This window comes from Idiomarina rhizosphaerae (assembly GCF_024159085.1).
Lineage (GTDB): Bacteria > Pseudomonadota > Gammaproteobacteria > Enterobacterales > Alteromonadaceae > Idiomarina > Idiomarina rhizosphaerae.
Genome location: NZ_JAMZDE010000003.1, coordinates 96642 through 120595, shown reverse-complemented (window position 1 = coordinate 120595; position 23954 = coordinate 96642). Strand labels below are relative to the sequence as shown.

General features: G+C 47.2%; 17 protein-coding genes. 15 read left to right on the top strand and 2 right to left on the bottom strand.

The features are described from left to right. Positions 1–4 precede the first annotated feature (4 nt). The 14 genes from NJR55_RS02940 to NJR55_RS02875 all read left to right on the top strand — a co-directional run bounded on the left by NJR55_RS02940 (position 5) and on the right by NJR55_RS02875 (position 18282). Complete coding sequence (locus tag NJR55_RS02940; RefSeq protein WP_253617693.1) at positions 5–724, top strand: YjbF family lipoprotein; 720 nt, start codon at positions 5–7, stop codon at positions 722–724. Next, positions 721–3603, top strand: a complete 2883-nt coding sequence (locus NJR55_RS02935; protein WP_253617691.1) for a YjbH domain-containing protein — start codon at positions 721–723, stop codon at positions 3601–3603. Before NJR55_RS02940 ends, NJR55_RS02935 begins: the two co-directional genes overlap by 4 nt. Before the next feature lie 43 nt (positions 3604–3646). Next, positions 3647–5551, top strand: coding sequence for a nucleoside-diphosphate sugar epimerase/dehydratase (locus NJR55_RS02930; protein WP_275978036.1), 1905 nt, complete (start codon positions 3647–3649; stop codon positions 5549–5551). 116 nt (positions 5552–5667) lie between these two features. Beyond that, a complete protein-coding gene (gene pgi, locus NJR55_RS02925; protein WP_253618046.1) occupies positions 5668–7137 on the top strand; it encodes a glucose-6-phosphate isomerase in 1470 nt (489 codons plus the stop codon). A 192-nt stretch (positions 7138–7329) separates the two neighbouring features. Beyond that, on the top strand, positions 7330–9600 hold the full coding sequence (locus NJR55_RS02920; protein ID WP_253617687.1) for a S8 family serine peptidase: 2271 nt from the start codon (positions 7330–7332) through the stop codon (positions 9598–9600). 24 nt (positions 9601–9624) lie between these two features. After that, positions 9625–10119: a hypothetical protein gene (locus NJR55_RS02915; protein ID WP_253617685.1), complete on the top strand. Its 495-nt coding sequence runs from the start codon at positions 9625–9627 to the stop codon at positions 10117–10119. A gap of 213 nt (positions 10120–10332) precedes the next feature. Then, complete coding sequence (locus tag NJR55_RS02910) at positions 10333–10677, top strand: helix-turn-helix transcriptional regulator (RefSeq protein WP_253617683.1); 345 nt, start codon at positions 10333–10335, stop codon at positions 10675–10677. Beyond that, complete coding sequence (locus NJR55_RS02905; protein ID WP_253617680.1) at positions 10664–11929, top strand: type II toxin-antitoxin system HipA family toxin; 1266 nt, start codon at positions 10664–10666, stop codon at positions 11927–11929. Before NJR55_RS02910 ends, NJR55_RS02905 begins: the two co-directional genes overlap by 14 nt. A gap of 17 nt (positions 11930–11946) precedes the next feature. After that, complete coding sequence (gene cysQ, locus NJR55_RS02900) at positions 11947–12681, top strand: 3'(2'),5'-bisphosphate nucleotidase CysQ (protein WP_253617679.1); 735 nt, start codon at positions 11947–11949, stop codon at positions 12679–12681. Positions 12682–12831: 150 nt separating this feature from the next. Further along, positions 12832–13185: a hypothetical protein gene (locus NJR55_RS02895; RefSeq protein WP_253617676.1), complete on the top strand. Its 354-nt coding sequence runs from the start codon at positions 12832–12834 to the stop codon at positions 13183–13185. Between the two features lie 209 nt (positions 13186–13394). Beyond that, complete coding sequence (gene guaB / locus NJR55_RS02890; RefSeq protein ID WP_253617674.1) at positions 13395–14864, top strand: IMP dehydrogenase; 1470 nt, start codon at positions 13395–13397, stop codon at positions 14862–14864. A gap of 152 nt (positions 14865–15016) precedes the next feature. Beyond that, positions 15017–16594, top strand: coding sequence for a glutamine-hydrolyzing GMP synthase (gene guaA / locus NJR55_RS02885; protein WP_253617672.1), 1578 nt, complete (start codon positions 15017–15019; stop codon positions 16592–16594). A gap of 223 nt (positions 16595–16817) precedes the next feature. Continuing rightward, a complete protein-coding gene (locus NJR55_RS02880; protein ID WP_253617670.1) occupies positions 16818–17069 on the top strand; it encodes a helix-turn-helix transcriptional regulator in 252 nt (83 codons plus the stop codon). Position 17070: 1 nt separating this feature from the next. Beyond that, positions 17071–18282, top strand: a complete 1212-nt coding sequence (locus NJR55_RS02875) for a type II toxin-antitoxin system HipA family toxin (RefSeq protein WP_253617668.1) — start codon at positions 17071–17073, stop codon at positions 18280–18282. A 95-nt stretch (positions 18283–18377) separates the two neighbouring features. Here the strand turns inward: NJR55_RS02875 and NJR55_RS02870 are convergent, their stop codons facing one another. Then, a complete protein-coding gene (locus NJR55_RS02870; protein WP_153849830.1) occupies positions 18378–18902 on the bottom strand; it encodes a hypothetical protein in 525 nt (174 codons plus the stop codon). Positions 18903–19090: 188 nt separating this feature from the next. Further along, positions 19091–20254 (bottom strand): endonuclease/exonuclease/phosphatase family protein, encoded by a 1164-nt coding sequence (locus tag NJR55_RS02865; RefSeq protein ID WP_253617666.1) that lies wholly within the window; start codon positions 20252–20254, stop codon positions 19091–19093. Positions 20255–20690: 436 nt separating this feature from the next. Between NJR55_RS02865 and NJR55_RS02860 the strand changes: the two genes are divergently transcribed. Then, entirely contained in the window at positions 20691–23879 is a 3189-nt protein-coding gene (locus NJR55_RS02860; RefSeq protein ID WP_253617664.1) for a TonB-dependent receptor, read from the top strand. Positions 23880–23954: the final 75 nt, after the last annotated feature.

Below are 23954 nucleotides of genomic sequence, written 5' to 3'. Positions count from 1 at the left end.
TAACATGTCTCGTTTGTTGCTGATACCCATTGTTTTATTGCTGTTAAGCGCTTGCACGGCAGTAACAGATGAAGTGCGCGCCACTATAGAATACGCTTTTGAAGGCAGCGAAGACGCCGAGCTTTCCCAGGAAAAAATAGACTCTTTTCCCTACACCTCACTTTACGCACAATGGTCCGGTAGCCCCCGAAGCTTAATAGTACTGGGGTTCGTGAACAAACCCGACGACTGGCATTTTATTACCGCTGAGAAAGAAACCCTGGTGCTGCGTAATGGCCGGGTGATACGAACCCAGGCCCTTAATAAGAACCTGCTGGCGGTATCTAATTTAAAAGACGACCCGTTACGCTGCATAGTAACCCAGCCGGCAAACTGCCCAACCCACTGGCAGCGCCAGTACGATATTGAAATGACTAATAAAGTGGTCAGCCGCGAAGTCACCTCTGAGTTCTCTGTACAAAACAAACAACTATTAGATTTACCCATAGGCCCGGTTAACACCACCCATGTGGTTGAGAAAGGGGAGTTTACCCTTAGTGGTCAGGAGTTTGAGAATGAGTTTTGGCTGGAAGACGACGGGCACGTTGTGAAAAGCCGGCAGACGTTATTTCCGGGTGGTGATAAGTTAACCCTGACTCAGGTTACCTGGATAGGCCGCGATTATTCTGCAAGCCGCAATGCGCGCGAAGAGCGACAAGAGCAACAAGGGCAAGAAGCGCAATGATGAAACCAATGAAATTTATGCTCCGGAACACGCTACTTATTAGTGCTTTTTTTTCGCTAAATGCCGTGGCTGAGCAACAGGCTACTTACCAATTTGAAGGCCCGGTGCGGCTGCAGCAAGTACTGGATGACGCCGAGAACGAAGGCCTGCTGGCCGACGCCTATTGGCCCTTAGTGAGGTTGGTGAAAACCGACGATCAGGCAGAAATAGAACAACAGCGTAACCAAATACTGTCGCAACTGACAGAGCTTGAGCAGTATTGGCAGTCGCGCAGAGAAACCGAAAAAGCTCAAAGTGCCGCGTTACTGAAAAGCCAGGTAACAAGCTGGCAGTTGGGTAAGCAGTTATGGGGGCAAATTAGTATTGAAAATGCCCGTGTAGAGCTTGCCAGTAACCCGCTATTGCCCGCCGGTGAATATAAGCTTTATGTGCCTGAACGTCCGGACTCTATACATGTTTATGGCGTGGTTAACGCGCCCGGAGATTACCGCTATGCCAGTGGTAAAACTGTAGCCGACTGGCTGAACAGTATAGACGACAGCGAAGGACTGGGGGCGGCCTATAATAAAAGCCAGGCTGTGCGCATTAGACAAAACCAGCAGCAGCCAGCAGACTGGGCTTATTACAAGCAAAGTGACGCCGAACTGTTACCCGGAGACATTCTTTGGTTAGGCTTTGAACCTAACCAGTTACCACCTAAATTTCGTGGTTTAAATGCGGACATTCGCAACTTACTCACACACTATGTTTCGAATGAAGCTGAGCGTAATAGCTTAAACCTGCCAATTCATGAAGTTGAAAATAACCATGCCACTTCCAGCTGGCATTGGTCGCGCCGGGACTTGTCTCCCAGTTATGGCGACTACGGCTCTATTGGTTTGTTACAAACCCCCACTGCCCGTATGGCCGAAGAAGGGGCTTTAGCTATTACCTACAGCAATATGGAAGAGTACCGCCGTTATACCGTGAACTTACAGTTGCTGCCCTGGCTGGAAACCACTGCCTTTTATACCGAGTTCCCAAACCGTAAGTACAGTAATGTCCCTGACTTTAGCGGAGACAATATTCTGGCCGATAAAGGCTTTGATATAAAAGCCCGCTTGTGGGAAGAGAGCTACTGGGTACCTGAAGTGAGCGTGGGTTTGCGCGACTTTGTTGGAACCGGGCTTTTTGATGCCGAGTATATTGTGGCCAATAAACGCTTTGGTTCTTTTGATGTGAGCTTAGGTTTGGGGTTTGGACGCCTGGGTACGCACGATGATTTAACCAACCCCTTTTGTGAGTTGTCTGACGAGTATTGTGATCGCCAAGGTAGTTTTAGTGGTAATGGAGGCCAATTTGAGCTTGGTCGCTTGTTCACTGGACCCGCAGCTTTGTTTGGTGGGGTGGAATACCATACGCCTTGGGAGCCATTGAGTTTAAAAGCTGAGTATGAAAGTAACGACTACTCCACCGACCGTGCCGGTGCACCCATTATAGCCGACAGCCGCTGGAACTTTGGTGCCAATTACCGGGTAACCGACTATTTTGATGTGCAGTTGAGTTATGAGCGTGGCAACACCTTTATGTTTAACTTTAGCCTGCGTACTAACTTCGGCACGCTGAACCAAATAAAGGTAACGCCGGACAAAACCGTACCCACACCGGAAAAACGTAAAGAGTCGTTAGACGAGGTAAACTGGTCGGCAATGAACCTGGCTATGCGCGAGCAGGGGGCATTTAGTGCCGCGCGTTTTGCCGCAGAAGACGACGAAGTCACCCTGTTTGCTTACCATTTGCGGTACCGCGACAGCAGCGAGGCTTACGACCGCGCGGCGCGTATTATGGCGGCAGAATTGCCGGACAGTGTGAAAACCTACAATCTGGTGGATATGACGCTGTTTGATCCGGGCGTGAATACCCGGGTGAATGCCGACAAATTTAAAGACCGAGTGCTGAATAAAGACCCGGGTAAGGCGGTGGATGAAACCGACGACTTATTTGAACGCCTGGACTCACCAGACATGCCGGCAGACGGCGATGACAGCTGGATGCTGAACCCGCGAAACCAGTTTAGCAACCGTTATGGCCTGAAGCCGTTTCTTGACCAGAGCTTTGGTAACCCGGAAACCTTCTATACTTATCAGTTAGGTGTTTATGCTTTTGGGCGCAGATGGCTAACCGAGAATGTGGAGTTATTTGGCGAAGTGGGCTTTAACATTGCCACCAACTACGACGACTTCTTGTTCTTAGGTGGAGGTGAAGATGCACTGCCCGATGTGCGTACGAACATTCGACGTTATGTGCAGAATGACATTTGGCTAGACTCTGCGCAGGTCACTTACCACAAACGTTTAGGACAGGACTGGTTTGCTATGGCTTATGCCGGTTACTTAGAACGTATGTTTGGTGGTGTCGGTGCCGAAGTGCTTTACAAGCCGCTAGACAGCAACTGGGCTTTCGGGCTTAGGGCTAACCGGGTAAGGCAGCGTGACTTTAATGGCGGCAGTGGCTTCTTAGATTATGAAGTGACCACCGGCTTTGCCAGTGTGTATTATCAAATGCCGTGGCTGTCTGATTCGTTATTGCAATTAGACTTTGGTCAGTTTCTGGCGGGCGACAAAGGTGTTAATGTAACCATGCAAAAACGTTTTGATAGCGGCGTTATAGCGGGTGCTTATGCGGCCTTTACCGATGTTTCGTCGGAAGAATATGGCGAAGGAAGCTTTACCAAAGGCTTTTTCATTAGTATTCCGTTTGATTTAATGAGCATAAGACCGACACGGGAACGAGTTGGCTTTAGCTGGGTGCCGCTGTCTCGTAACGGTGGTCAACAGTTACAGCGCCGCACGCGCTTGTACGACTATACTGATGACAGAGCGCCGTTTTACAGCCGTTAACTGAGTAAAAGGACACAAAGCTTTGAATCTTTTTAAGGTACTAATGCAGTTGCCGCGTAATGTTAAGCGCGGTATTGGCTTGGGCGTTGATATTGTTTCGATAGCCATTGCCATGGTGTTTTCGTACTTGTTGAGTTTTGAAGCGGTAATGCCGTTGCGGGTGTCGCAGTGGTTATTGCTGGGAGCCATTGTGCTGTGCGTAACCTTGTTGGTGTTTATTCGCATGGGGCTGTACCGCGCAGTGGTGCGTTACGTTGGCTTTAAGGTATTGAGCCTGGTCTTTTTTACCGTATTATTAAGCGGTGCTTTACTGGTGCTGGGTGCTTTATGGATGGGCATTGCTCTGCCGGTAACCGCTGTTGTTAACTATGTGCTGGTGGCCTTTTTATTAACCGGGGGCAGCCGTTTAATTGTGCGCGAAGGCTACCAGCGTGCTATGAGTCGCCAAAAAGACCGGGTAATGATTTACGGTGCAGGCTCTGCCGGACGGCAGTTGGCGCAGGCACTGGCTAATGGCGACGAATTTCACCCGGTGATGTTTATTGATGACGACTCGGGTTTGCAGAATACCTCGGTACTGGGGTTAAAAGTCATATCTCCGGAGAAAATTGAATATGCGATTCGTGAGTTAGACATTCATCGTATTCTATTGGCTCTGCCCAGTACACTGCGCTCACGTCGCCGCCAGATTCTGGACAGTCTGGAGAAATTGCCGGTAAAAGTACAAACCGTACCGGGTATGTCTGACATGGTTAATGGCGATATGTCGATTGACCAGTTGCAGGATGTGCGTGTAGAAGATTTGCTGGGGCGTGACCCTGTGACCCCGGCACCGCAGTTAATGGAAAAGCACATTACCGGACAAACCGTACTGGTTACCGGGGCAGGGGGCTCAATTGGTTCTGAATTGTGCCGCCAAATACTGCAACAACGGCCCAAGGTACTGGTGCTGTATGAGTTGTCCGAGTTTGCTTTGTACGCTATTGAACGCGAATTAACGCAAATTTGTCAGCATCAGGGTATTGGCGCGGAAATTATTCCGGTAATAGGTACGGTACAGCGACGCAATCGCATTGAAACCGTGCTGAAGACCTTTGCGGTTGATACCGTATACCACGCCGCCGCCTATAAGCATGTGCCTTTAGTTGAATACAATATGGTTGAGGGCGTGCGCAACAATGTGTTTGGTACCTGGCATACCGCGGAAGCGGCCATTTCGGCGGGTGTTAAGCAGTTTGTGTTAATTTCCACCGACAAAGCTGTGCGGCCCACCAATGTTATGGGTACCACTAAGCGCTTGTCGGAGCTGGTGCTGCAGGGACTGGCGCAACGGCAGCGCGGAACGCGTTTTTCAATGGTGCGTTTTGGTAATGTACTGGGGTCTTCCGGTTCGGTGGTGCCTTTGTTTAAAGAGCAGATTGAACACGGGGGGCCGGTAACCGTAACGCACCCCGATATTACCCGCTTTTTTATGACCATACCCGAGGCTGCTCAGTTAGTGATTCAGGCCGGCACCATGGGGCATTCGGGCTCGGTGTTTGTGCTGGACATGGGCGACTCGGTTAAAATTGTCGATTTAGCCCGCAAGATGATCCGCCTGTCGGGGCTGGAAGAGAAAACCGAGAAGAACCCGCACGGTGACATTGCTATAGAATTTAGTGGCTTGCGGCCGGGCGAGAAGTTATACGAAGAACTGTTAATTGGTGACAATGTAGAAGCCAGTGATCACCCGCGTATACTGCGCGCCAATGAGCAGTCGCTAAGCTGGGACGAAATGGATAAGTTATTGGCGTTGTTAGACGACGCCTGCCAGCGGTTTGCGATAGACGAACTGCGCCAGTTATTGCTGGACGCCCCAACCGGCTACGCCCCGCTGGACGACCATATTTGTGATGTAATTTGGAATAAACACCGCACCTGTAGCGATGATGAATCGGATGTCGCCTGACATGGTGAATGTAGCCTGACATTTATGTCAGGTGAGATATTGTTCCTGACATAAATGTCAGGCTACGAAGGCATGTCAGGCGATGCCCCAGACGAAAAATGAAAACGGATAATCGGATGATGAAAAACGGACCTTACTTAGCTTTAGATACCAGCTACCAGAAGCTCTCAGTGGACGAACTGCTCGAAACTGCCGGCAAACGCTTGCCCGAACACTTCGATGATTACCGCCAACAATTGTGCCGCGGCGAATACCGCAACATAAGCGAAGATCGCCCGGTAACTCACGTACTTAGCCGTTCTGTGCACGCGGTGGCTAAACAAAGCAACCGCAAAACCCGCTTTGTAGACACAGTACAAAAGCTACGCTCAGGCCGCTGGCTGGGTAGTACCGGAAAACCCATTACCGACGTAGTGAACATTGGTGTGGGCGGCTCTGATTTAGGGCCGCAGATGGGCGCTTTTGCCTTGCGTGAATTTGCTAACGATGCCGCTTTACATAATTTGCAGGTACATTTTGTGTCTTCAATGGATGGCGGTCAGCTGTATGCCGTGTTGCCTATTGTTGACCCCGAAACCACCTTATTTATTATTTCGTCTAAGTCGTTTGGCACTGTAGATACCTTTGCCAACGTCGATACGGTACGCAAATGGATAGAGCCTGACTTAACTCAGGAGCAGTGGCTGGAAAACCATGTGATAGGTGTGTCGGCTAATGCACAGGGCATGACGGATTACGGTATACCACCGGCGCAGCAGTTTACTTTTGGCGACGGCGTAGGCGGGCGTTTTTCGTTGTGGTCGGCGTTAGGTTTGAGCATAGCGTTAACCACCGGGGTTCGACCCTTTGAGCGTATGCTGGAAGGTGCTAAAGCCATGGACGAGCACTTTTTAGACGCGCCTTTAGCGGAAAACCTACCGGTTTTGTTGGCACTTTATGGTGTGTATAACCGCGAGCAGTTGGGCATTAATAACTTAGCTATTTTGCCGTACGACGGTCGCTTGCGTATGTTGCCGAACTACCTGCAGCAGTTAGATATGGAAAGTAACGGTAAGCAGTACACCGCGGACAATAAAGCCATTGATTATCCTACCGGCCCTATTATTTGGGGTGGTTTTGGACCTAACGGGCAGCACGCGTTTTTCCAGCATTTGCACCAGGGTTATGACCAGTTTACCGCGGACTTTGTGACGGTGCTTAAACGTGAAGCGCCGGGCTTTTCTGATGCCACCCGCAGTGGTCTGGCCGAGCAGCAGCGTTTGGCCGTAGCTAACTGCCTCGCGCACCGCCGCCTAATGTGGGACGGCAGCGAGAATACCGATTCACCCAGTGACCATTATCCGGGCGGACACCCGTCCAACCTGCTGATAATGGACGAACTGACCCCCGAGAGTTTTGGCGCCTTAATAGCCGCCTACGAGCACAAAGTATTCACCCAGGGCGTTATTTGGGGTTTGAACAGCTTTGACCAGCCCGGCGTAGAAAAGGGCAAGAAAATTGCCATGGACGTACTGCGCGTACTGGACGGCGAAAGCGACGAGTGCTTTGACCAAAGCACCGACGCCATTATTCAGCGCATGCGATGATTTGATGATGTAGCCTGACGTTTACGTCAGGTTCTGCATCTCACCTGACATGAATGTCAGGCTACTACCTTTCTGATTGTTGTTTTTTAATTAAATTCCCGTTAAAAATCTGTTAATTTTTTTATTTACAAAATATCAACAGTCTCGTTATAGTGTTGTTCCTTCAAGGGGAACAATAATAACGAGGTAAAAATGCCAATTAAACAATTTAAACTAACGGCATTATCAGCTGCTGTTGTCATGGGGTTAGCGGCCTGTGGTGGCAGTGATGATAATTATGCACCAACAGTTTCGGCGGAAGTTGCTGGCGAGGGTATGCAATGGATGGGGGTTCAGGGTCAGGTTACTGCAACTGATCCTAATGGAGATTCACTCACCTATTCTGCTAGCGTCGTAACACCTGAAGGTGAAGATTCACCTCCAGGCACAGTAGAAATTAGCGATGATGGTAGTTTCGTCTATACGCCGATGCGTGCGGAGCCTGCGGTAATCGATATTACTGTAAGTGACGGAGAGCTAGAAACGTCGCAGCAAGTGACTGTTGAAAATGTTAAGGGTGATCCGCTTGCTGATCAGCAGTGGCATTTACGTAATACCGGCCAAACTGGCTTTGCTATGGCTGACTCAGTATTTGAAGCTTGGCGCGAACTGCGTGTTGCTCAGGGCTGGACTGAAGAAGAAGCTGAAGTTGCATTCTTTTTTGATGAAAGTATTTTGGTACCGGGCGAAGACTTGAACGTTGTTGGTGCGTACCAAAAAGGTATTACCGGTGAAGGTTCCATTTCTGTTGTGGTCGATCAAGGGTTAGCAATTGACCATGAAGACCTGCAAGGAAACGTATTGCCTGGTCGTTCTCTTAACTTAGTTGATGGTGCCCGCGACCGCACCGACCCAACCGTATTGGGCGACGGTGGTGACCACGGAACATCGGTGTCTGGCCTGATTGCAGCAAAAGGCTGGAACGGTTTGGGTGGACGTGGTGTTTCCCCCAACGCGAGTCTAATTGGTATCAACTATCTTGGTGGCCCTAATACTCAGACAGACCGTAACTTGATGATGGCCCATGGTATGGCTGGGTCTGGTATCGGCGTAAACGATAACGTGGTCACTTTTAACCGTAGTTACGGTTCAACGGCTCCTGTTATTTTTGCGACTGACGAAATTGATGAAACCATTGTTAGTTATCCGACTCAAGAGTTACGTCACGGTCTGGGTGCACTGAACATAAAGTCAGCCGGTAATTCTTTTATCAGCTCTGGTAACTGGCCGGAAGCGTCTGAAATGTGTAATGCACAGCAAGCTGGCGTGGTTGAAGGTGCAAGCCGCGTATTCAGTTGTTTTGATGGCAACTGGGATACGAGTAATGCAAGCTTCTATACCATTTCAATTGGTGCTGTAAACTCCGATGGTAATCACACCAGCTATTCAACTGCGGGCTCGAACCTGTTCGTAGCTGCGCCTGCGGGTGAATATGGCGATACCGAACCTGCAATGGTAACCACTGACCAGACAACTTGTACTCGTGGTTATGCTAGCTGGGCTTCTTACGATAGCTTCATGGCCACCAATGGTGCCTTTTTAGCTAATCTGGGTATTGAGAATTTTCACGAGCGTGTTTACCCATTTAATAACCCTATGGGTGAGTATAACGACAGCAACTTAAGCTGTAACTATACCAACACCTTTAACGGTACTTCGTCTGCTGCTCCGAATACTTCTGGTGTGGTTAACTTGATTGCTGAAGCAAACCCGAACTTAAACTGGCGCGAAATTCGTCATATTCTGGCCGAAACGGCTACTCAGGTTGATCCTGATAATGCTCCAATTGAGCTAACTGTTGGCGATGGCACTTTCGTTGCTCATCAGGGGTGGATAGAGAACGCCGCAGGCTTCAGTTTTAACAACTTATATGGTTTTGGGCGTCCTAATGCTGGCGCAGCGGTTGAACTTGCTATGTCAGGTGAGGTCGAATTACCAGAGCTAATCGAAACCGAATGGTTAGAAACCGTCTTGACTGCACCTGTTGCAGTGCCTGATAACAATGCCGAAGGTGTTTCAATTGAGATTACAGTTGAAGAAGACGTAACTATTGAAGGCGTTCAATTTGGTTTGTCTGTGCGTAACCAGGCAATGGCTGATGCTAATGATGGTGTGATTTCAGGCACCACCGCCGGGTCAGATATTGCTATTGAAGTGACGTCTCCTGCCGGTACTAAGTCGGTGATTGCAACATCACGTACTTCTTTAGGAGCATACTTTGGTATAGGTTCACTCGGTGGTAATTTGGATCACATTTATCATCCTAGTAGCCCGTTGCTGACAAACGCATTTTTAGGTGAATCATCTGCCGGAACCTGGACAGTTCGTGTAGTTGATACGAATGGTCAAGATCGTGGTACGTACCTGAATAATACGGAAAACAGCCTTGTTGACCAGGTTAATGTCCGTTTGTTTGGTCATTAATAACAAGGCAAAGGAGAAAACGTTATGAAATTAACAATGATGGCTTTAGCTGCATCAAGTTTATTGATGACAGGATCTGCGCTTGCGCAAGATCAGGCTGTTGATGACCGTCTGAACAATGATAGTCAGAAGAGTGTAGTAAAAGCAGAGTCACCAAAAGAGGTGTCTGAAACACGTGCGTTTGGTACTTATCGCATGATGAAATCAGACTTGGGCGGGGCGAAGGACGCTAAGCTTACTGGTGGTGTTCAGGTGTATAACGAAGTGACACGTAACGTTGCTACAATTAGTGGTAACTTGACGGTTTTGGCTGGTGAACAAGGTTTGGCTGCTGTAGCACAAGAGTTTGGACTAGCAATTGTTAGTGAAGATTCTCGTGTTGGTATGGGCTTGTTAAAAGCGCCTGAAGGAGCCGACTTGACTGCTTTAGTAGAGCAACTACGGGCAAGCGATTTAGTTCGCGCCGCGCGTATTGAGGTAATTGAACCTCGCAACGAACTACACGTTATTAAGCGTTAAGTTTGTTGCTGTTATTGAAAACCGCATTCGGGCATTCGCCTGAATGCGGTTTTTTTGTTTTCGATGTACCCTGACGTTTACGTCAGGTTCGATATCCCACCTGACTACGAAGAGATAAGCCCGCAAAACATTTGATAAACTCGCGGCTGTAAACTAAATTGATTTATAAGTAACTCATTAAGTAGTTTAAGGGTTTATATATAAATCAGTTTTATGCCAAAATCTATAGTGCGTACCTACTCACAATACACGAAAGAAGCCTTGCTTCTACTGTCCGGGCTTATTCGTGCTGCGCGCATTGAGCGCAAGCTTAGTACTCAGGAAGTCGCAGAGCGCGCAGGTATTTCAAGAAGTATGCTTCAGCGTATTGAAAAGGCTGATCCTAAGTGTGAAATAGGTGCCGTATTCGAGGTGGCCAGTATTGTCGGTGTGCCGCTATTCAACGCAGAACTGTCTTCTCCAAAATTAGCGAATAACATTAAGCGCACCGAGGAGAAACTTGCTCTGCTGCCGCAAAGAGCGCGTAAACCGCAAAAGGCCGTTGATGATGACTTCTGAGTCTATTTATAAAGAAGCCTATGTCTGGATCTGGCTACCGGGAGAGACAACTCCGGTAGTGGCTGGAAAACTCGAAGCCGATGGCGAGAACCTGTTTTTTAACTACGGTAAGAATTATTTAGCACGTGTTAATGAAGAGCCTGACGCGATTCCAATCTACGAGCCTGAGCTACCATTAAAGCAGGGAGTAATACCCAATTTACAAGGCTTAAGCATGCCTGGGTGTATTCGCGATGCGGCACCGGATGCATGGGGACGTCGAGTTGTTATTAATAAGCTGCAGGGTAATAGGGGAGACAATGTCGATACGGCGGTGCTTGATGAACTGACTTACTTGTTGGAGTCTGGCTCAGACAGAATTGGGGCTCTCGACTTTCAGTTATCACCAACTGAATATGTGCCTCGCTCAGCCAGAAACGCCACGATGGAAGAGTTAATAGAGTCGGCTGAGCGTGTTGAAAAAGGTATTCCGCTAACGCCGGAGTTAGATCAGGGTCTGTATTACGGTAGTTCAATTGGAGGGGCTCGTCCGAAAGCACTTATTGAACAAGGTGGCATAAAATACATTGCGAAATTTTCTGCTTATAATGATCTTTATAGCGTTGTAAAAGCAGAGTTTATTGCTATGCGTTTAGCTTCGCTGGCTGGGTTAAATGTGGCTCCGGTACAAATGGCTAAGGCGGCGGGTAAAGATGTTATTCTAATTGAACGTTTTGACCGTAAGCAGAATAAAAGCGGCTGGATGCGTAAGCCAATGGTATCTGCTTTAACGCTCTTTGAGCTTGACGACATGATGGCGCGTTACGCGAGTTACGAAACACTCGCTGAAATTATTCGGCGTCGTTTCAGCAAACCAAAGGAGACGCTTAAAGAACTGTTTTCCCGCTTAGTATTCAATATTTTATGTGGTAACACGGATGATCACGCAAGAAACCATGCGGCTTTTTGGGATGGCAATAGCTTAAATCTTACCCCTGCTTATGATATTTGCCCACAGGGGCGTACGGGAAATGAGCAGGGGCAGGCAATGCTTATAGTCGGTAACAATAATGCCAGTCAAATAAGTAGTTGTTTGAAAGCTGCCCCCAACTTTTTGTTGAAACAGGACGAAGCTCTGGCTATTTTTGAGAATCAAAAGTCAGTTATAGAGCAAAATTGGCAGAATGTGTGTGATGAGGCAGAATTGAGCGAAGTTGACCGGAAGCTATTCTGGGGTCGCCAATTTCTCAACCCGTTTTCATTGCAGACGTGACTTAACGGAATTGATTCATGCTTAATGAAATAAAAGACATAGCCCGCGACGCTGGTGCTGCCATTATGGACATTTACCGAAGCGATGACTTTGATGTGCAGAAAAAGGCCGACGACAGTCCGCTGACCAAAGCGGACTTAGCCGCGCACAACATTATTTGTGACGGTTTGCGTGCGCTGGAAACTCAGTACCCGGTTATTTCAGAAGAGTCTTCTGATATTAGCTGGGCGCAGCGCAAGCACTGGTGTCGCTACTGGCTGGTTGACCCACTGGATGGCACCAAAGAGTTCATTAAGCGCAATGACGAATTTACCGTAAACATTGCCCTGATAGAAAAGGGCGTGCCCATTTTAGGTGTGGTGTATGCTCCGGCGTTAGACGCCATGTATACCGGCGAGCGTGACCGCGGCGCCTTCTTAAACGACAAAGCGATTTCGGTTGCCACGCAGGAACCTGAAACCTTGCGCGTGGTTGGCTCGCGTTCACACCCTTCGCAGGAAACGACCGACTGGTTAGAGGCTTTAGGTAAACCCTACGAGATGCTGGCAGTAGGCAGTTCACTAAAGTTTTGCCTGGTAGCAGAAGGTAAGGCCGACATTTATCCGCGCTTAGGCCCCACCAGCGAGTGGGATACCGCCGCCGCCCATGCCGTATTAAGCGCCGCCGGTGGCGACGTACTGACCCTTAACGGGGAACCTCTGCTGTACAACCAAAAAGAAGACTACCTCAACCCGCATTTTATAGCCCGGTGATTGGTGTTGTAGCCTGACGTTTACGTCAGGAGCGATGCCTCACCTGACATGAATGTCAGGCTACTTGCAGTTATATGCTAGTAAATGTCGATTTTTCCAAATGGATGCTAGACTGCTTAGGTAAGAATGCAGGCAACATAGGTGAAATACATGAAACTACTTTTAGCTTTTGCAACAATGGCGCTATTGGCGGGTTGCAGCACAGCTCAGTCAGCAACAGATACTCCCGTTACTATGGCCGATATTAAAGACCTTATTGGTAAGCCAGAGGCGCAAGGTATAGATAGCTGTAAGGTACTGCCTGTGGGCAAAAGAGCTTGCGGTGGCCCAGAGAGTTATGTGGTGTACAGTAGTGAAACTATTACCGATGAGAGTAAATTGCTGAATGCGGTGCATCGTTATAACGAGAAAGCCGAAAAAGATGCTCAAACAGGCTATTCTACCTGCCAGTTTATTCCAGAGCCTGAACCCCAGTTAAAAGCCGGCGTTTGCTGGATACCCTGATGTGCTCTGATAACGTAACCTGACATTTATGTCAGGTTCGATATCCCAACTGTCAGGTTCGATACCTCAGTACGGTTCAACACCCCACCTGACATAAATGTCAGGCTACGAATGTGTCAGGAACGGAATCGATGTTTTGTCGCTTGCATTCCGTGCACTAAACGGGTAAAATCCACCCGCAACATGAATCCAGTCACGGAGTGTTGCACATGCTGCGAATTGCCCAAGAAGCCTTGACCTTTGACGACGTTCTGCTCGTTCCCGGTCATTCCGAAGTTCTCCCCCATACCGCTGATTTACGCACGCAATTAACGCGTGGAATTTCCTTAAATATCCCTTTGGTTTCAGCTGCGATGGACACCGTTACTGAATCGGCACTGGCAATTGCGCTGGCGCAGGAAGGCGGGCTCGGATTTATCCACAAAAATATGACCGCAGAGCAACAAGCCGCGCACGTTCGTAAAGTTAAAAAATACGAAAGTGGCATGGTCTCTGACCCGGTTACCGTAAAACCCACTACCACTATTGGTGAAATTAAAAAACTGACTGCCGAACACGGCTTTCAGGGTTTTCCTGTGGTTGAAGGTAATGGCGATTTGGTTGGTATTGTTACCGGTCGCGATACGCGTTTTGAAGACGACGACAGCAAAGAAATCCGCCACGTAATGACCGGCAATGATCGCCTGGTAACTGTGCACGAAACGGCAGAAAGTGAAGAAATTCTTCAGCTTATGCACAAACACCGTATTGAAAAAATCCTGGTTGTGGATGACGCGCACAAGTTGAAGGGTATGATCACCCTGAAAGACTTTGAAAAAGCGGAAAATAAACCGAACGCTTGTAAAGATGAGCTAGGCTCATTGCGTGTTGGCGCTGCTGTAGGTGTTGGTGCGGGTACAGAAGAACGTATTCAATTACTGGTTGAGGCGGGCGTTGATGTATTGCTTATTGATACTTCGCACGGGCACTCTCAGGGCGTATTAGACCGCGTTAAGAAGACTCGTAAAGACTACCCGGAATTACAAATTATTGCCGGTAACGTAGCAACGGCGGCTGGCGCTAAGGCACTGGTTGAAGCTGGCGTTGATGCCGTGAAAGTTGGTATTGGTCCGGGCTCTATTTGTACTACGCGTATTGTTACGGGTTGTGGTGTGCCGCAAATTAGCGCCATTAGTGATGCCGTAGATGCCATTAAAGGCTCGGGTGTTCCGATTATTGCTGACGGCGGTATTCGCTTCTCAGGCGATATTGCGAAAGCTCTGGCTGCTGGCGCGCATTGTGTGATGGTGGGCAGCATGCTGGCCGGTACTGAAGAGTCGCCGGGAGAAGTTGAGCTGTACCAGGGGCGTTATTACAAATCATACCGCGGTATGGGTAGCCTGGGAGCGATGAACCAGCGCAATGGTTCGTCTGACCGTTATTTCCAGAAAAGTGATGAAGCCGATAAGTTGGTACCTGAGGGTATTGAAGGGCGTATAGCTTACAAAGGACCAATTTCTGCGATTATTCATCAGCAAATGGGCGGCCTGCGTTCAGCTATGGGCTTAACTGGTTGTCCGACAATTGATGACATGCGCACTAAGCCGCAGTTTGTAAAAGTGACTGCCGCCGGCATGGGCGAATCACACGTACACGATGTGCACATTACCAAAGAAGCACCGAATTACCGTAGTTCATAAATGACGACGATTTATGACCTGGCGTAAACGTCAGGCTACCCGAAATATCGTAGCCTGATGTTCACATCAGGTGAGATGCACAAATAGCTGCGTATGTTTGAAATATCGATATAGCACCTGACATAAATGTCAGGCTACTAACAGGATGACTAATGACTAGAGATATCCACGACCACCGAATATTGATTTTAGATTTCGGCTCTCAGTACACTCAGTTGATTGCCCGCCGTATTCGCGAAATAGGCGTTTACTGTGAACTTTGGGCCTGGGATGTTGATGAAGCTGACATCCGCGAGTTCGCACCTAAAGGCATTATTTTATCGGGTGGCCCGGAAAGCGTGGCTGAAGAAGGTTCACCGCGTGCGCCGGAATATGTCTTTAACGCAGGCGTTCCGGTATTTGGTATTTGCTACGGTATGCAGACCATGGCGCACCAGTTGGGTGGTTCGGTGCAATGCTCGCTGGAGCGCGAATTTGGTTACGCGCAAATTGAGCTGGTAGAGCAAAGTCCGCTGTTTAAAGCCATTGAAGATGCTGTGTCTGAGTCTGGCGCGCCGTTACTGGATGTATGGATGAGCCACGGTGACAAAGTGGAAATGATTCCTGAAGGTTTCCACACTGTAGCGAAAACCTCTTACTGCCCATATGCTGCAATGGCTGACGAAGAACGCCAGTTTTATGGTGTTCAGTTCCACCCGGAAGTGACTCATACGCGTCAGGGTATGCGTATGCTGGAACATTTTGTCAGCGATATCTGCGGTTGTGAGAAGCAGTGGACGCCAGCGAAAATCATCGATGACGCTATTGAGCGCATCCGTGAACAAGTGGGCAGTGACAAAGTTATTCTTGGTTTGTCTGGCGGTGTTGATTCGTCGGTAACCGCTATGTTGCTGCACCGTGCTATTGGCGAGCAGCTGACCTGCGTATTTGTCGACAACGGTTTGTTGCGTCTGAACGAAGCAGAGCAGGTAATGGAAATGTTCGGCGACCACTATGGTCTGAACATTTTGCCAATACGTGCAGAAGACCGCTTCTTAGATGCTTTGGCGGGTGAGAATGACCCGGAGAAAAAGCGTAAAATTATTGGTAATACCTTCATTGAAATTTTTGATGAAGAAGCCGGTAAGCTGACCGAAGTAGACTGGCTGGCACAGGGCACCATTTACCCTGACGTAATTGAGTCTGCGGGTTCTAAAACCGGTAAAGCGCACGTGATTAAATCACACCACAACGTAGGCGGTTTGCCAGAAGACATGAAGTTAGGTTTGGTTGAGCCGCTACGTGAGTTGTTTAAAGACGAAGTGCGTAAAATAGGGCTTGAGTTAGGCCTGCCTTATAACATGCTGTATCGTCATCCGTTCCCGGGCCCTGGCTTGGGTGTTCGAGTTCTGGGTGAAATAAAGAAAGAGTACTGTGACTTACTGCGCCGTGCCGATGCGATTTTCATTGAAGAGCTGCATAACGCGGACTGGTATAACAAAGTCAGCCAGGCTTTTGCGGTATTCCTACCGGTACGTTCGGTGGGTGTTATGGGTGATCAGCGTAAATACGACTGGGTTATTGCTATACGCGCGGTAGAGACTATCGACTTTATGACCGCACGCTGGGCACACCTGCCGTACGAGTTATTAGAAAAGGTATCGAACCGGATTATCAATGAAGTGAACGGAATTTCCCGTGTCACCTACGATATTTCAGGTAAACCACCTGCTACCATCGAGTGGGAATAAAGACCCCACCTGACATAAATGTCAGGCTACGAAATCCTTGTAGCCTGATGTTCTACGTCAGGTGAGATATTGAAGAGGGAGGCACGTAGCCTGATGTTCACATCAGGTTAGATATCCCACCTGACATAAATGTCAGGCTACACTACGCTTTTTGACGCATATATTTGTCATTTCGTAGATTTAGTCTATTATGACGCATATAACCGTCAAATTAGATTAGCTTATGACACCCAGGAAAAATATTGGCAAGCAATTACAGCTGGAGCGAAAGGCTCAGCGATTGTCTCAGTCCGAAGCTGCCGCGAAAATAAAAAGTAACCGGCAAACCATTTCAGCTATTGAGCGTGGTGTTTATTTAGGTTCAATTGCGACTTTTGAACGGTATTTAATGTTGTTTGGTTATTCATTAGCAATAACTAAAACTAAGATGCCGACATTTGAAGAACTTGATGACTTGTTTCCGCTGGAGGATTGATATGTCAGAGAGTTTATCGCAATACCCGTCACGTATCAGAGAATTAGGAATAAAGCTTAACAGTCAGTCGGTTGGTCGGCTGGTACATGGCTCTCAGTACAGTTTTAGCTACGAGAGAGAAGCTCAACCGGTTTCTTTGTCTATGCCTAACAGGCTTGATCCATACGTATCAGGTAAGTTGCCTCCAATTTTCACCATGAACTTACCTGAAGGCTTTGTCCGGCGTTACATTGAAGAGCGGCTGAGGCGTTATGCAAAAGTTGATGAGATGTACCTTTTGGCTCTACAAAGAGATAAAGGAATTGGTGCATTAAATTATCATTCCAATGAGCTACCTGAAGGCAAAACCGAAGCTGTTGCGCTGAATGACATTCTGTCCTGGAATAACCCTAATGAGGCCTTGTTTCCGCAGTTGCTGGAACGTTTTTATCTGCAAACCGCAATTTCCGGAGTCCAACCGAAAGTTGTTGTTCCTTCAGAAAAAGCTACGCTTGTTTATCCAGACCTGATTGTAAAGGCGGCGGACGAAGAGTTTCCTAATTTAACGGCTAACGAGTTTATCTGTTTATCTGCAGCGGGCTATTGTGGTTTGGAAACACCGGAGTTTTGGTTATCGGATAATCGAGAACACTTTGTTATGAAGCGTTTTGATATTGATGGTGACAAGAAATATGCCGTGGAAGACTTTTGTGTTTTAACCAAGCGCGATTCAGCTGATAAATACCGTTCCAGTTATGAACAAGTAATGAAAGTGGTGCAGTTATTTACTCGAAGTGCTGAGCAGCTTCAGAAAGTGTATGAATATATTGTTTTTAACGTACTTATTGGTAACGGTGACGCGCATTTAAAGAACTTCTCAGTTTTATATAGTGCAGAAGCACCTGAGCGTATAACGGTGACACCAATCTATGATGTAACCCACACCATTATTTATCCAACAATTGATAATAATATGGCGTTAAAGCTGTTTGGCAGCAAAGAGTTTCCGACACAACGTTACTTACGTAAATTGGGTGAAGACTTCGGCATTGCTGAGCCCCAATCGGTGATCTCTTGTTTCGCTGAAAGGTTAGTGACATTTATGGAAAGATTTAATCAATGGGATGTTTTTCCTGAACTGAAACCCTCACTGGAGGCGCACTTGAGTTCAATAATGGTGTCGGACCCCACAATGATTGGTTACCGACACCATAAAAAACGTAAATATACGTAGAGTCACGATCTCACCTGACATAAATGTCAGGCTACGAAATCCTTGTAGCCTGATAGTTCACATCAGGTGAGGTACCCGAATACGTGTACCAACCTTTAGAAGTGGTAAGTCACGCCTAAATGTACTTCGTTGTCGATGCTGTTGAAGTTTCCGCGGAAACCGGCGTCAGCGGAGAATTGCTCAGTGAAGGCGTAGCGTAAGCGAGCTCCAACTGATGCAAAGCCGTCTAAGCCCCAGTCATAACCTGCGTCCACAATAGCTGTGGTTTGCTGGCTTAACTTAGTCATAGCACCGATACCGGCGTAAGCGCTGGTGTCGTCGTAGTTGCCAAAGTCATAATGGCTAACACCGGCTTTCAGGAAAGTATTGAATTGCTTGCCTGCGCCCATGTCCATGAAGTATTTAGCACCAGCACGAAGTGAGTAGTCACCCATATCTTGTAGCTGTATTTCACCAACCCAGTTTGGGGCGATAGTTTTGGAGCCTTCTACGTAGAAATCGGAATCGTAGAAATCAGAGAAACCGCCGCTAACATAGTTTAAATCATCAGCTTTGCTGGCTGCTGAAAACATAAGCGAGCCGCTTGCGAGTAGAGCTGTTGTTAGTATAAGTTTTTTCATAGTTTGCCTCCTTGGATATGACATTTGTATTATGGCACCCAGGAGGCGAAATAGCAGCCCTTCAACTGTAAAGGTTCAGTAAAATAAAGGGCTGCAGAGGTGATGTATGTCGTTGTAGCCTGACATTTATGTCAGGTTAGATATCGTTCCTGACGTAAACGTCAGGCTACGTATCCCGCCATGCCAGACTATTTAACGATATCCAGCCAGACCATGCGATGGTCGGAAGAGGCGCTGCGCTTTTGCATTAGCCTGCTGCCGGCTTCATCGCCTACAGGCCAGAAGACGCCGGCGTCTTTAACGATTAAATCGTTAGACGGCAACACGTAGTCTACGCGCTTGCGCCAGGCCGCGGTATGATACTGCGAGCCTTGTTTGTCAGGCGAATGCTGTTCGCCACCGCGGCTTTGGGGCTTAACGTCATTTACCCGCGGGTGTTGCAGTAATTGTTCTATCGCGCCATCAACACCGCCAGAGCCAGCTTCAGCGTTCATGTCACCCATAACGATAAAGCTTTCATTTTGCTCAAGCCCGCCGCGTGTGCCTTCATCATCATAAATATAATTATCTTTACCTGGCGTTAAGTAGTCAGCAAATAAGCGAATTTCATCATAGTTACGCATGCCGTTGCTGTTTTCCGGGCCGTCGAACGCTGGCGGTACTGGGTGTGCAGCTAATAAATGAATGACTTTGTCACCCACTTGCACCGGAATGTCCCAATGCGACTTTGAGCTTAAGGGATACTGCGCCATTATCTCGTCTGAGTACCACGGCTCGTCGGTAGGCTGTTCCTGTTTGTTCATCACGTAAGGAATGTGGCGGCCGGGCATGTCTTTCCACAAGAAGTGCTGAAAGGTTCGGGCTTTATCCGTTAGTAACGGATATTTCGATAAGATAACCATACCGTACTGACCCGGATACCAGCCAAAACCCCATGCGTCGATGCCGGTGCCTTGTGCTTTACCGTCGCGGTTTAAGTCAAAAGGCGAGGGCACTCCTGTATTTACCGGAGCAATATACGCGTAGGGGTACTCAATTGCTTTCTGCCCGTTTTGCGAAACCGACAGGTACTTTTCCTGAAAGACATTGACGCCAATTTCTTTATCAACGTAGTCAAATTCGTTCAGTAAAACGATATCAGGTCGCACACGTTGCAGTATTTCGGCAATACCACGAATTTGTTCATGATCCTGCTGTAACACCTCTGGTACAGGCGATTTGTCTAATTGCGGGAGCTCGCTGTCGCTCAGGTAATTAGATGCGTCCATACTGACATTAAAAGTCGCAACCCGTATGGTTTCTGGTTCGCCTTTGCCGGAACCGGCGGTTGCATTAAAAGAGGTAGGAATCATAAGAACAACGAATGTTAAAATTAATAAAAACCGTATAAAGCCCATGGGATAACCGTTTGAGAGCAGCCTAAGACAGTGGGTGAGAATAAAGGTTCCCGGATGACTAGGCAAGAGCTAATAATTTGATTAAAATATGTCACATATCTGACACAAAAATGTCTTAGAAGTGTAATGAAATCAGCCCGATCCCATACAACTCCGACCTCTTGCCGCGCGCTCAATGCCTTTCAGGTTATTAGCTTTCCGGTAATGAATCAGTTGTTATGTCGTGGCTCCTCATCTAATACTAAGCGAACGATCCAACTTCCTCTTCTGCGTTCGCAAAAAAGTTCCATTGCTTCTCATATTTTTTTCAACTTTCACGAAATTGTCATAAATAAGCTTTACCCTCACTTTCGCATAAATACCCAAAACCAAAACCGGGAAGAACAAAACTATGTTTAACTCTACTTTTAAGCGTACGGCTGTTGCAGCTGCTATTGCTATGGGCCTTAGCGGCGCTGCTATGGCTCAGGATACTTCATCTAACTTACGTGGCTCTGTTACCACTCAATCAGGTGAGTTCTTACCAAATACCAAGATTCAGTTACGCAATGAGAGAACAGGGACAGTACAGACTTATACAACAAATGAACAAGGCGCATTTGCAGCGCGCGGATTGAGTGTCGGTGGTCCTTACACTATCGTTGCTGAAGGTCCGGAAGGCCGCACTGAAGTAATTGAAGACATTTACCTGACACTGGGCGATTCAGAATCAGTTCGAATTGTTCTGAAATCTGAAATGGAAAAAATTCAGGTTACTGGCGCACCGAGCACAAATAGCCTTTATGGCAGTAATAGTCCTGCAGCAAATTTCAATCTGTCTGACTTACAGAATAGCCCTGCAATTAACCGTGACTTGAAAGACATTGTTCGGGTTGACCCTCGTGTTTATGTTAGCGCTGGTGATAGCATTCAGTGTATGGGAGCGCATCCCCGGTTTAACAGCCTAACAGTTGACGGCGCACGTATGAACGATAACTTTGGCCTGAATTCAGGTGGTTACCCAACGCGTAGCATGCCATTTTCTTACGATGCCATTGAACAGGTTGCAGTAGAATTTGCACCGTTCGATGTCCAATACGGTGGTTTTACAGCATGTAACATTAATGCCGTAACTAAGTCAGGCCAAAATGAATTATTTGGCGGCTTCTTCTATGACTACGCAAGCGATTCGCTACAAGGCGACAAGCTTGAAGGTGAAGATATAACGATTGGTGATTTCTCAGAAGACCGTTTTGGTTTCAACGTTGGCGGTGCCATCATTGAAGACAAGTTATTCTTTTTTGCTGCTTATGAGAAGCTGGAAGGTGAATCTGCGTTTAGTTATGGTGCAGCAGACTCAAATGCTGGAACTCGAGTTAATGGTGTTAACCAGGCTCAGCTAGATCAAATTCGCCAAATCGCTCAAGACGTTTATGGTTATGATGTTGGTAGTCCAGTAACTTCATCACCTGTTGAAGATGAAAAGTTATTGCTTAAATTAGACTGGAACATCAGTGACGCACATCGTGCTTCATTAACCTACAACAAAACTGAAGATTCACAGTTAAATACATCAGATCAGAGTGGTTACGAGTACGAGTTTTCTAATCATTACTATACGATCGGTAACGAATTTACGTCATACATTGGTCAAGTTTACTCAGACTGGACAGACCGTTTCTCAACAGAAGTTCGTGTTGGGTACTCAAAGTTAGACAACTCTCAGATTACTGTTGGTCCTCAAAATATTGCTGACTTCCAGATCGATACAAAAAATGACCATGACGGTGACGGTACACCAAGCGATGCAACTGTCTACTTTGGTGCAGATGATTCACGTCAGGCTAACGATTTAGATTATGAAACCATGTTTTATAAGTTAGCTGGGACTTATTTCTTAGGCGACCATGTAATTAGTGGTGGCATAGAGCGTGAAGAGTACGACGTGTTTAACATGTTCGTACAGCATTCTCGTGGTGGTGAAATTGATTTTGCTTCGCTGCAAGATTTCATTGATGGAAATGTTGAAACATATTATTACGGCAACGCAACTGGCACTGAGCAGAACCCGCGTAATGCCGCTGGTGAGTTTAGCTACGCGACAAATACCGCGTATTTACAGGACGAATATTACTATTCACCTTTAGATATGACGGTCACTTTTGGTTTGCGTTACGACTGGTATGAAAGTAGCGATTACCCACAAGCTAACCAAGAATTTGAAGATATATATGGCTTTACTAATAGTTCGAACCTTGATGGTAAAGGTTTACTGCAGCCTCGTTTAGGTGTTAACTGGAATGTCTCGCCTGATTTAGAGCTTCGTGGTGGCATTGGTTTATATTCAGGTGGTAATCCTAATGTCTGGCTAGCGAATAACTACCAGCAGGACGGTATTAGCCAAACGCAAACGAGAATGGGGAACTTCAATCTCTTTGAACTTGCTGAAAGCGGCGGTTTGATTGGTGAAGGTCGTCCTGGTTATGATGTACCTCAAGCTTTGTATGATGATGTCGTCGCTGGTAGAGCAACCACATTAAACGTACTGGATCCAAATTTTGATATTCCAAGTGAATGGAAGTATGCATTAGGAGCAACTTATACACTCCCAGGCGACTACATTTGGATGACGGATTTGATGTACAGCGTCCGTAAAGATGAAGCTTACATTAAGAATATTGCGGTTGAGCCTGTTGGCGAAATGGCTGATGGCCGTCCTATTTACGATGTTATTAACGAAGGTCGTGATACGGATTTAATGTTGTCTAATTTAAATCAGGACTCAAAGGTAGCTTCAATCTCTACTTCAATCAGTAAGTCTTATGATTTTGGCCTTGATTTAGCATTGGCGTACGCTTACGTTGATTCTGAAGATGGAAACCCGATGACAAGCTCCGTTGCGCAGTCGAATTTCCAGTATTTCGCGACAGATAACTTTAATAACCCGTCACCGGCAACATCGAACTATGAGATCCCACATCGCTTTACTTTCAGAGCTACGTACAGCAATGAGTTCTTTGATGGGTATGCAACTACAATTGGCTTGTTCGCGTCAGCTAACAAAGGCCGCCCATACAGCTATGTTATGGGTAATGCGACTTACAAAGATGGTGATGATACGATCACTTACCCGAAAGTTCAGGGCGTTGATGTAGCTGAAGATGGTCGTCAGTTACTTTACGTTCCAGATGGTCGTAATGATCCAAATGTCGTGTTTGGTCCAAACTTTGACCAGGATGCGTTTTTCTCATGGCTTGAAGGATCTGGCGCTGGCAAATACGCAGGTGGTTCCGCAGGGCGTAACGCATTTAACAGCGACTGGTGGACTAAAGTTGATTTGCGTGTAGAGCAAGAGTTACCTGGTTTAATGGATGGACATAAAGCTAGCTTGTTCTTTACCATTGATAACTTAACTAACCTGTTAAATGATGATTGGGGTGTGTTGAACGAATCAATTTATGGTACAGCGACAGTAGTAGATGCTTACCGTGATTCTCAAGGCCGCTATGTTTTTGATAGCTTCTCGCAGCCAAATCCACAGAGCCGTATTACTAATGCGTCACTTTGGCAGGCTCGTATCGGTATCGAATACAAGTTCTAACGGATGTAGCCTGACGTTTACGTCAGGATTGATATCCCACCTGACATAAATGTCAGGCTACGGGATGACGCGTCA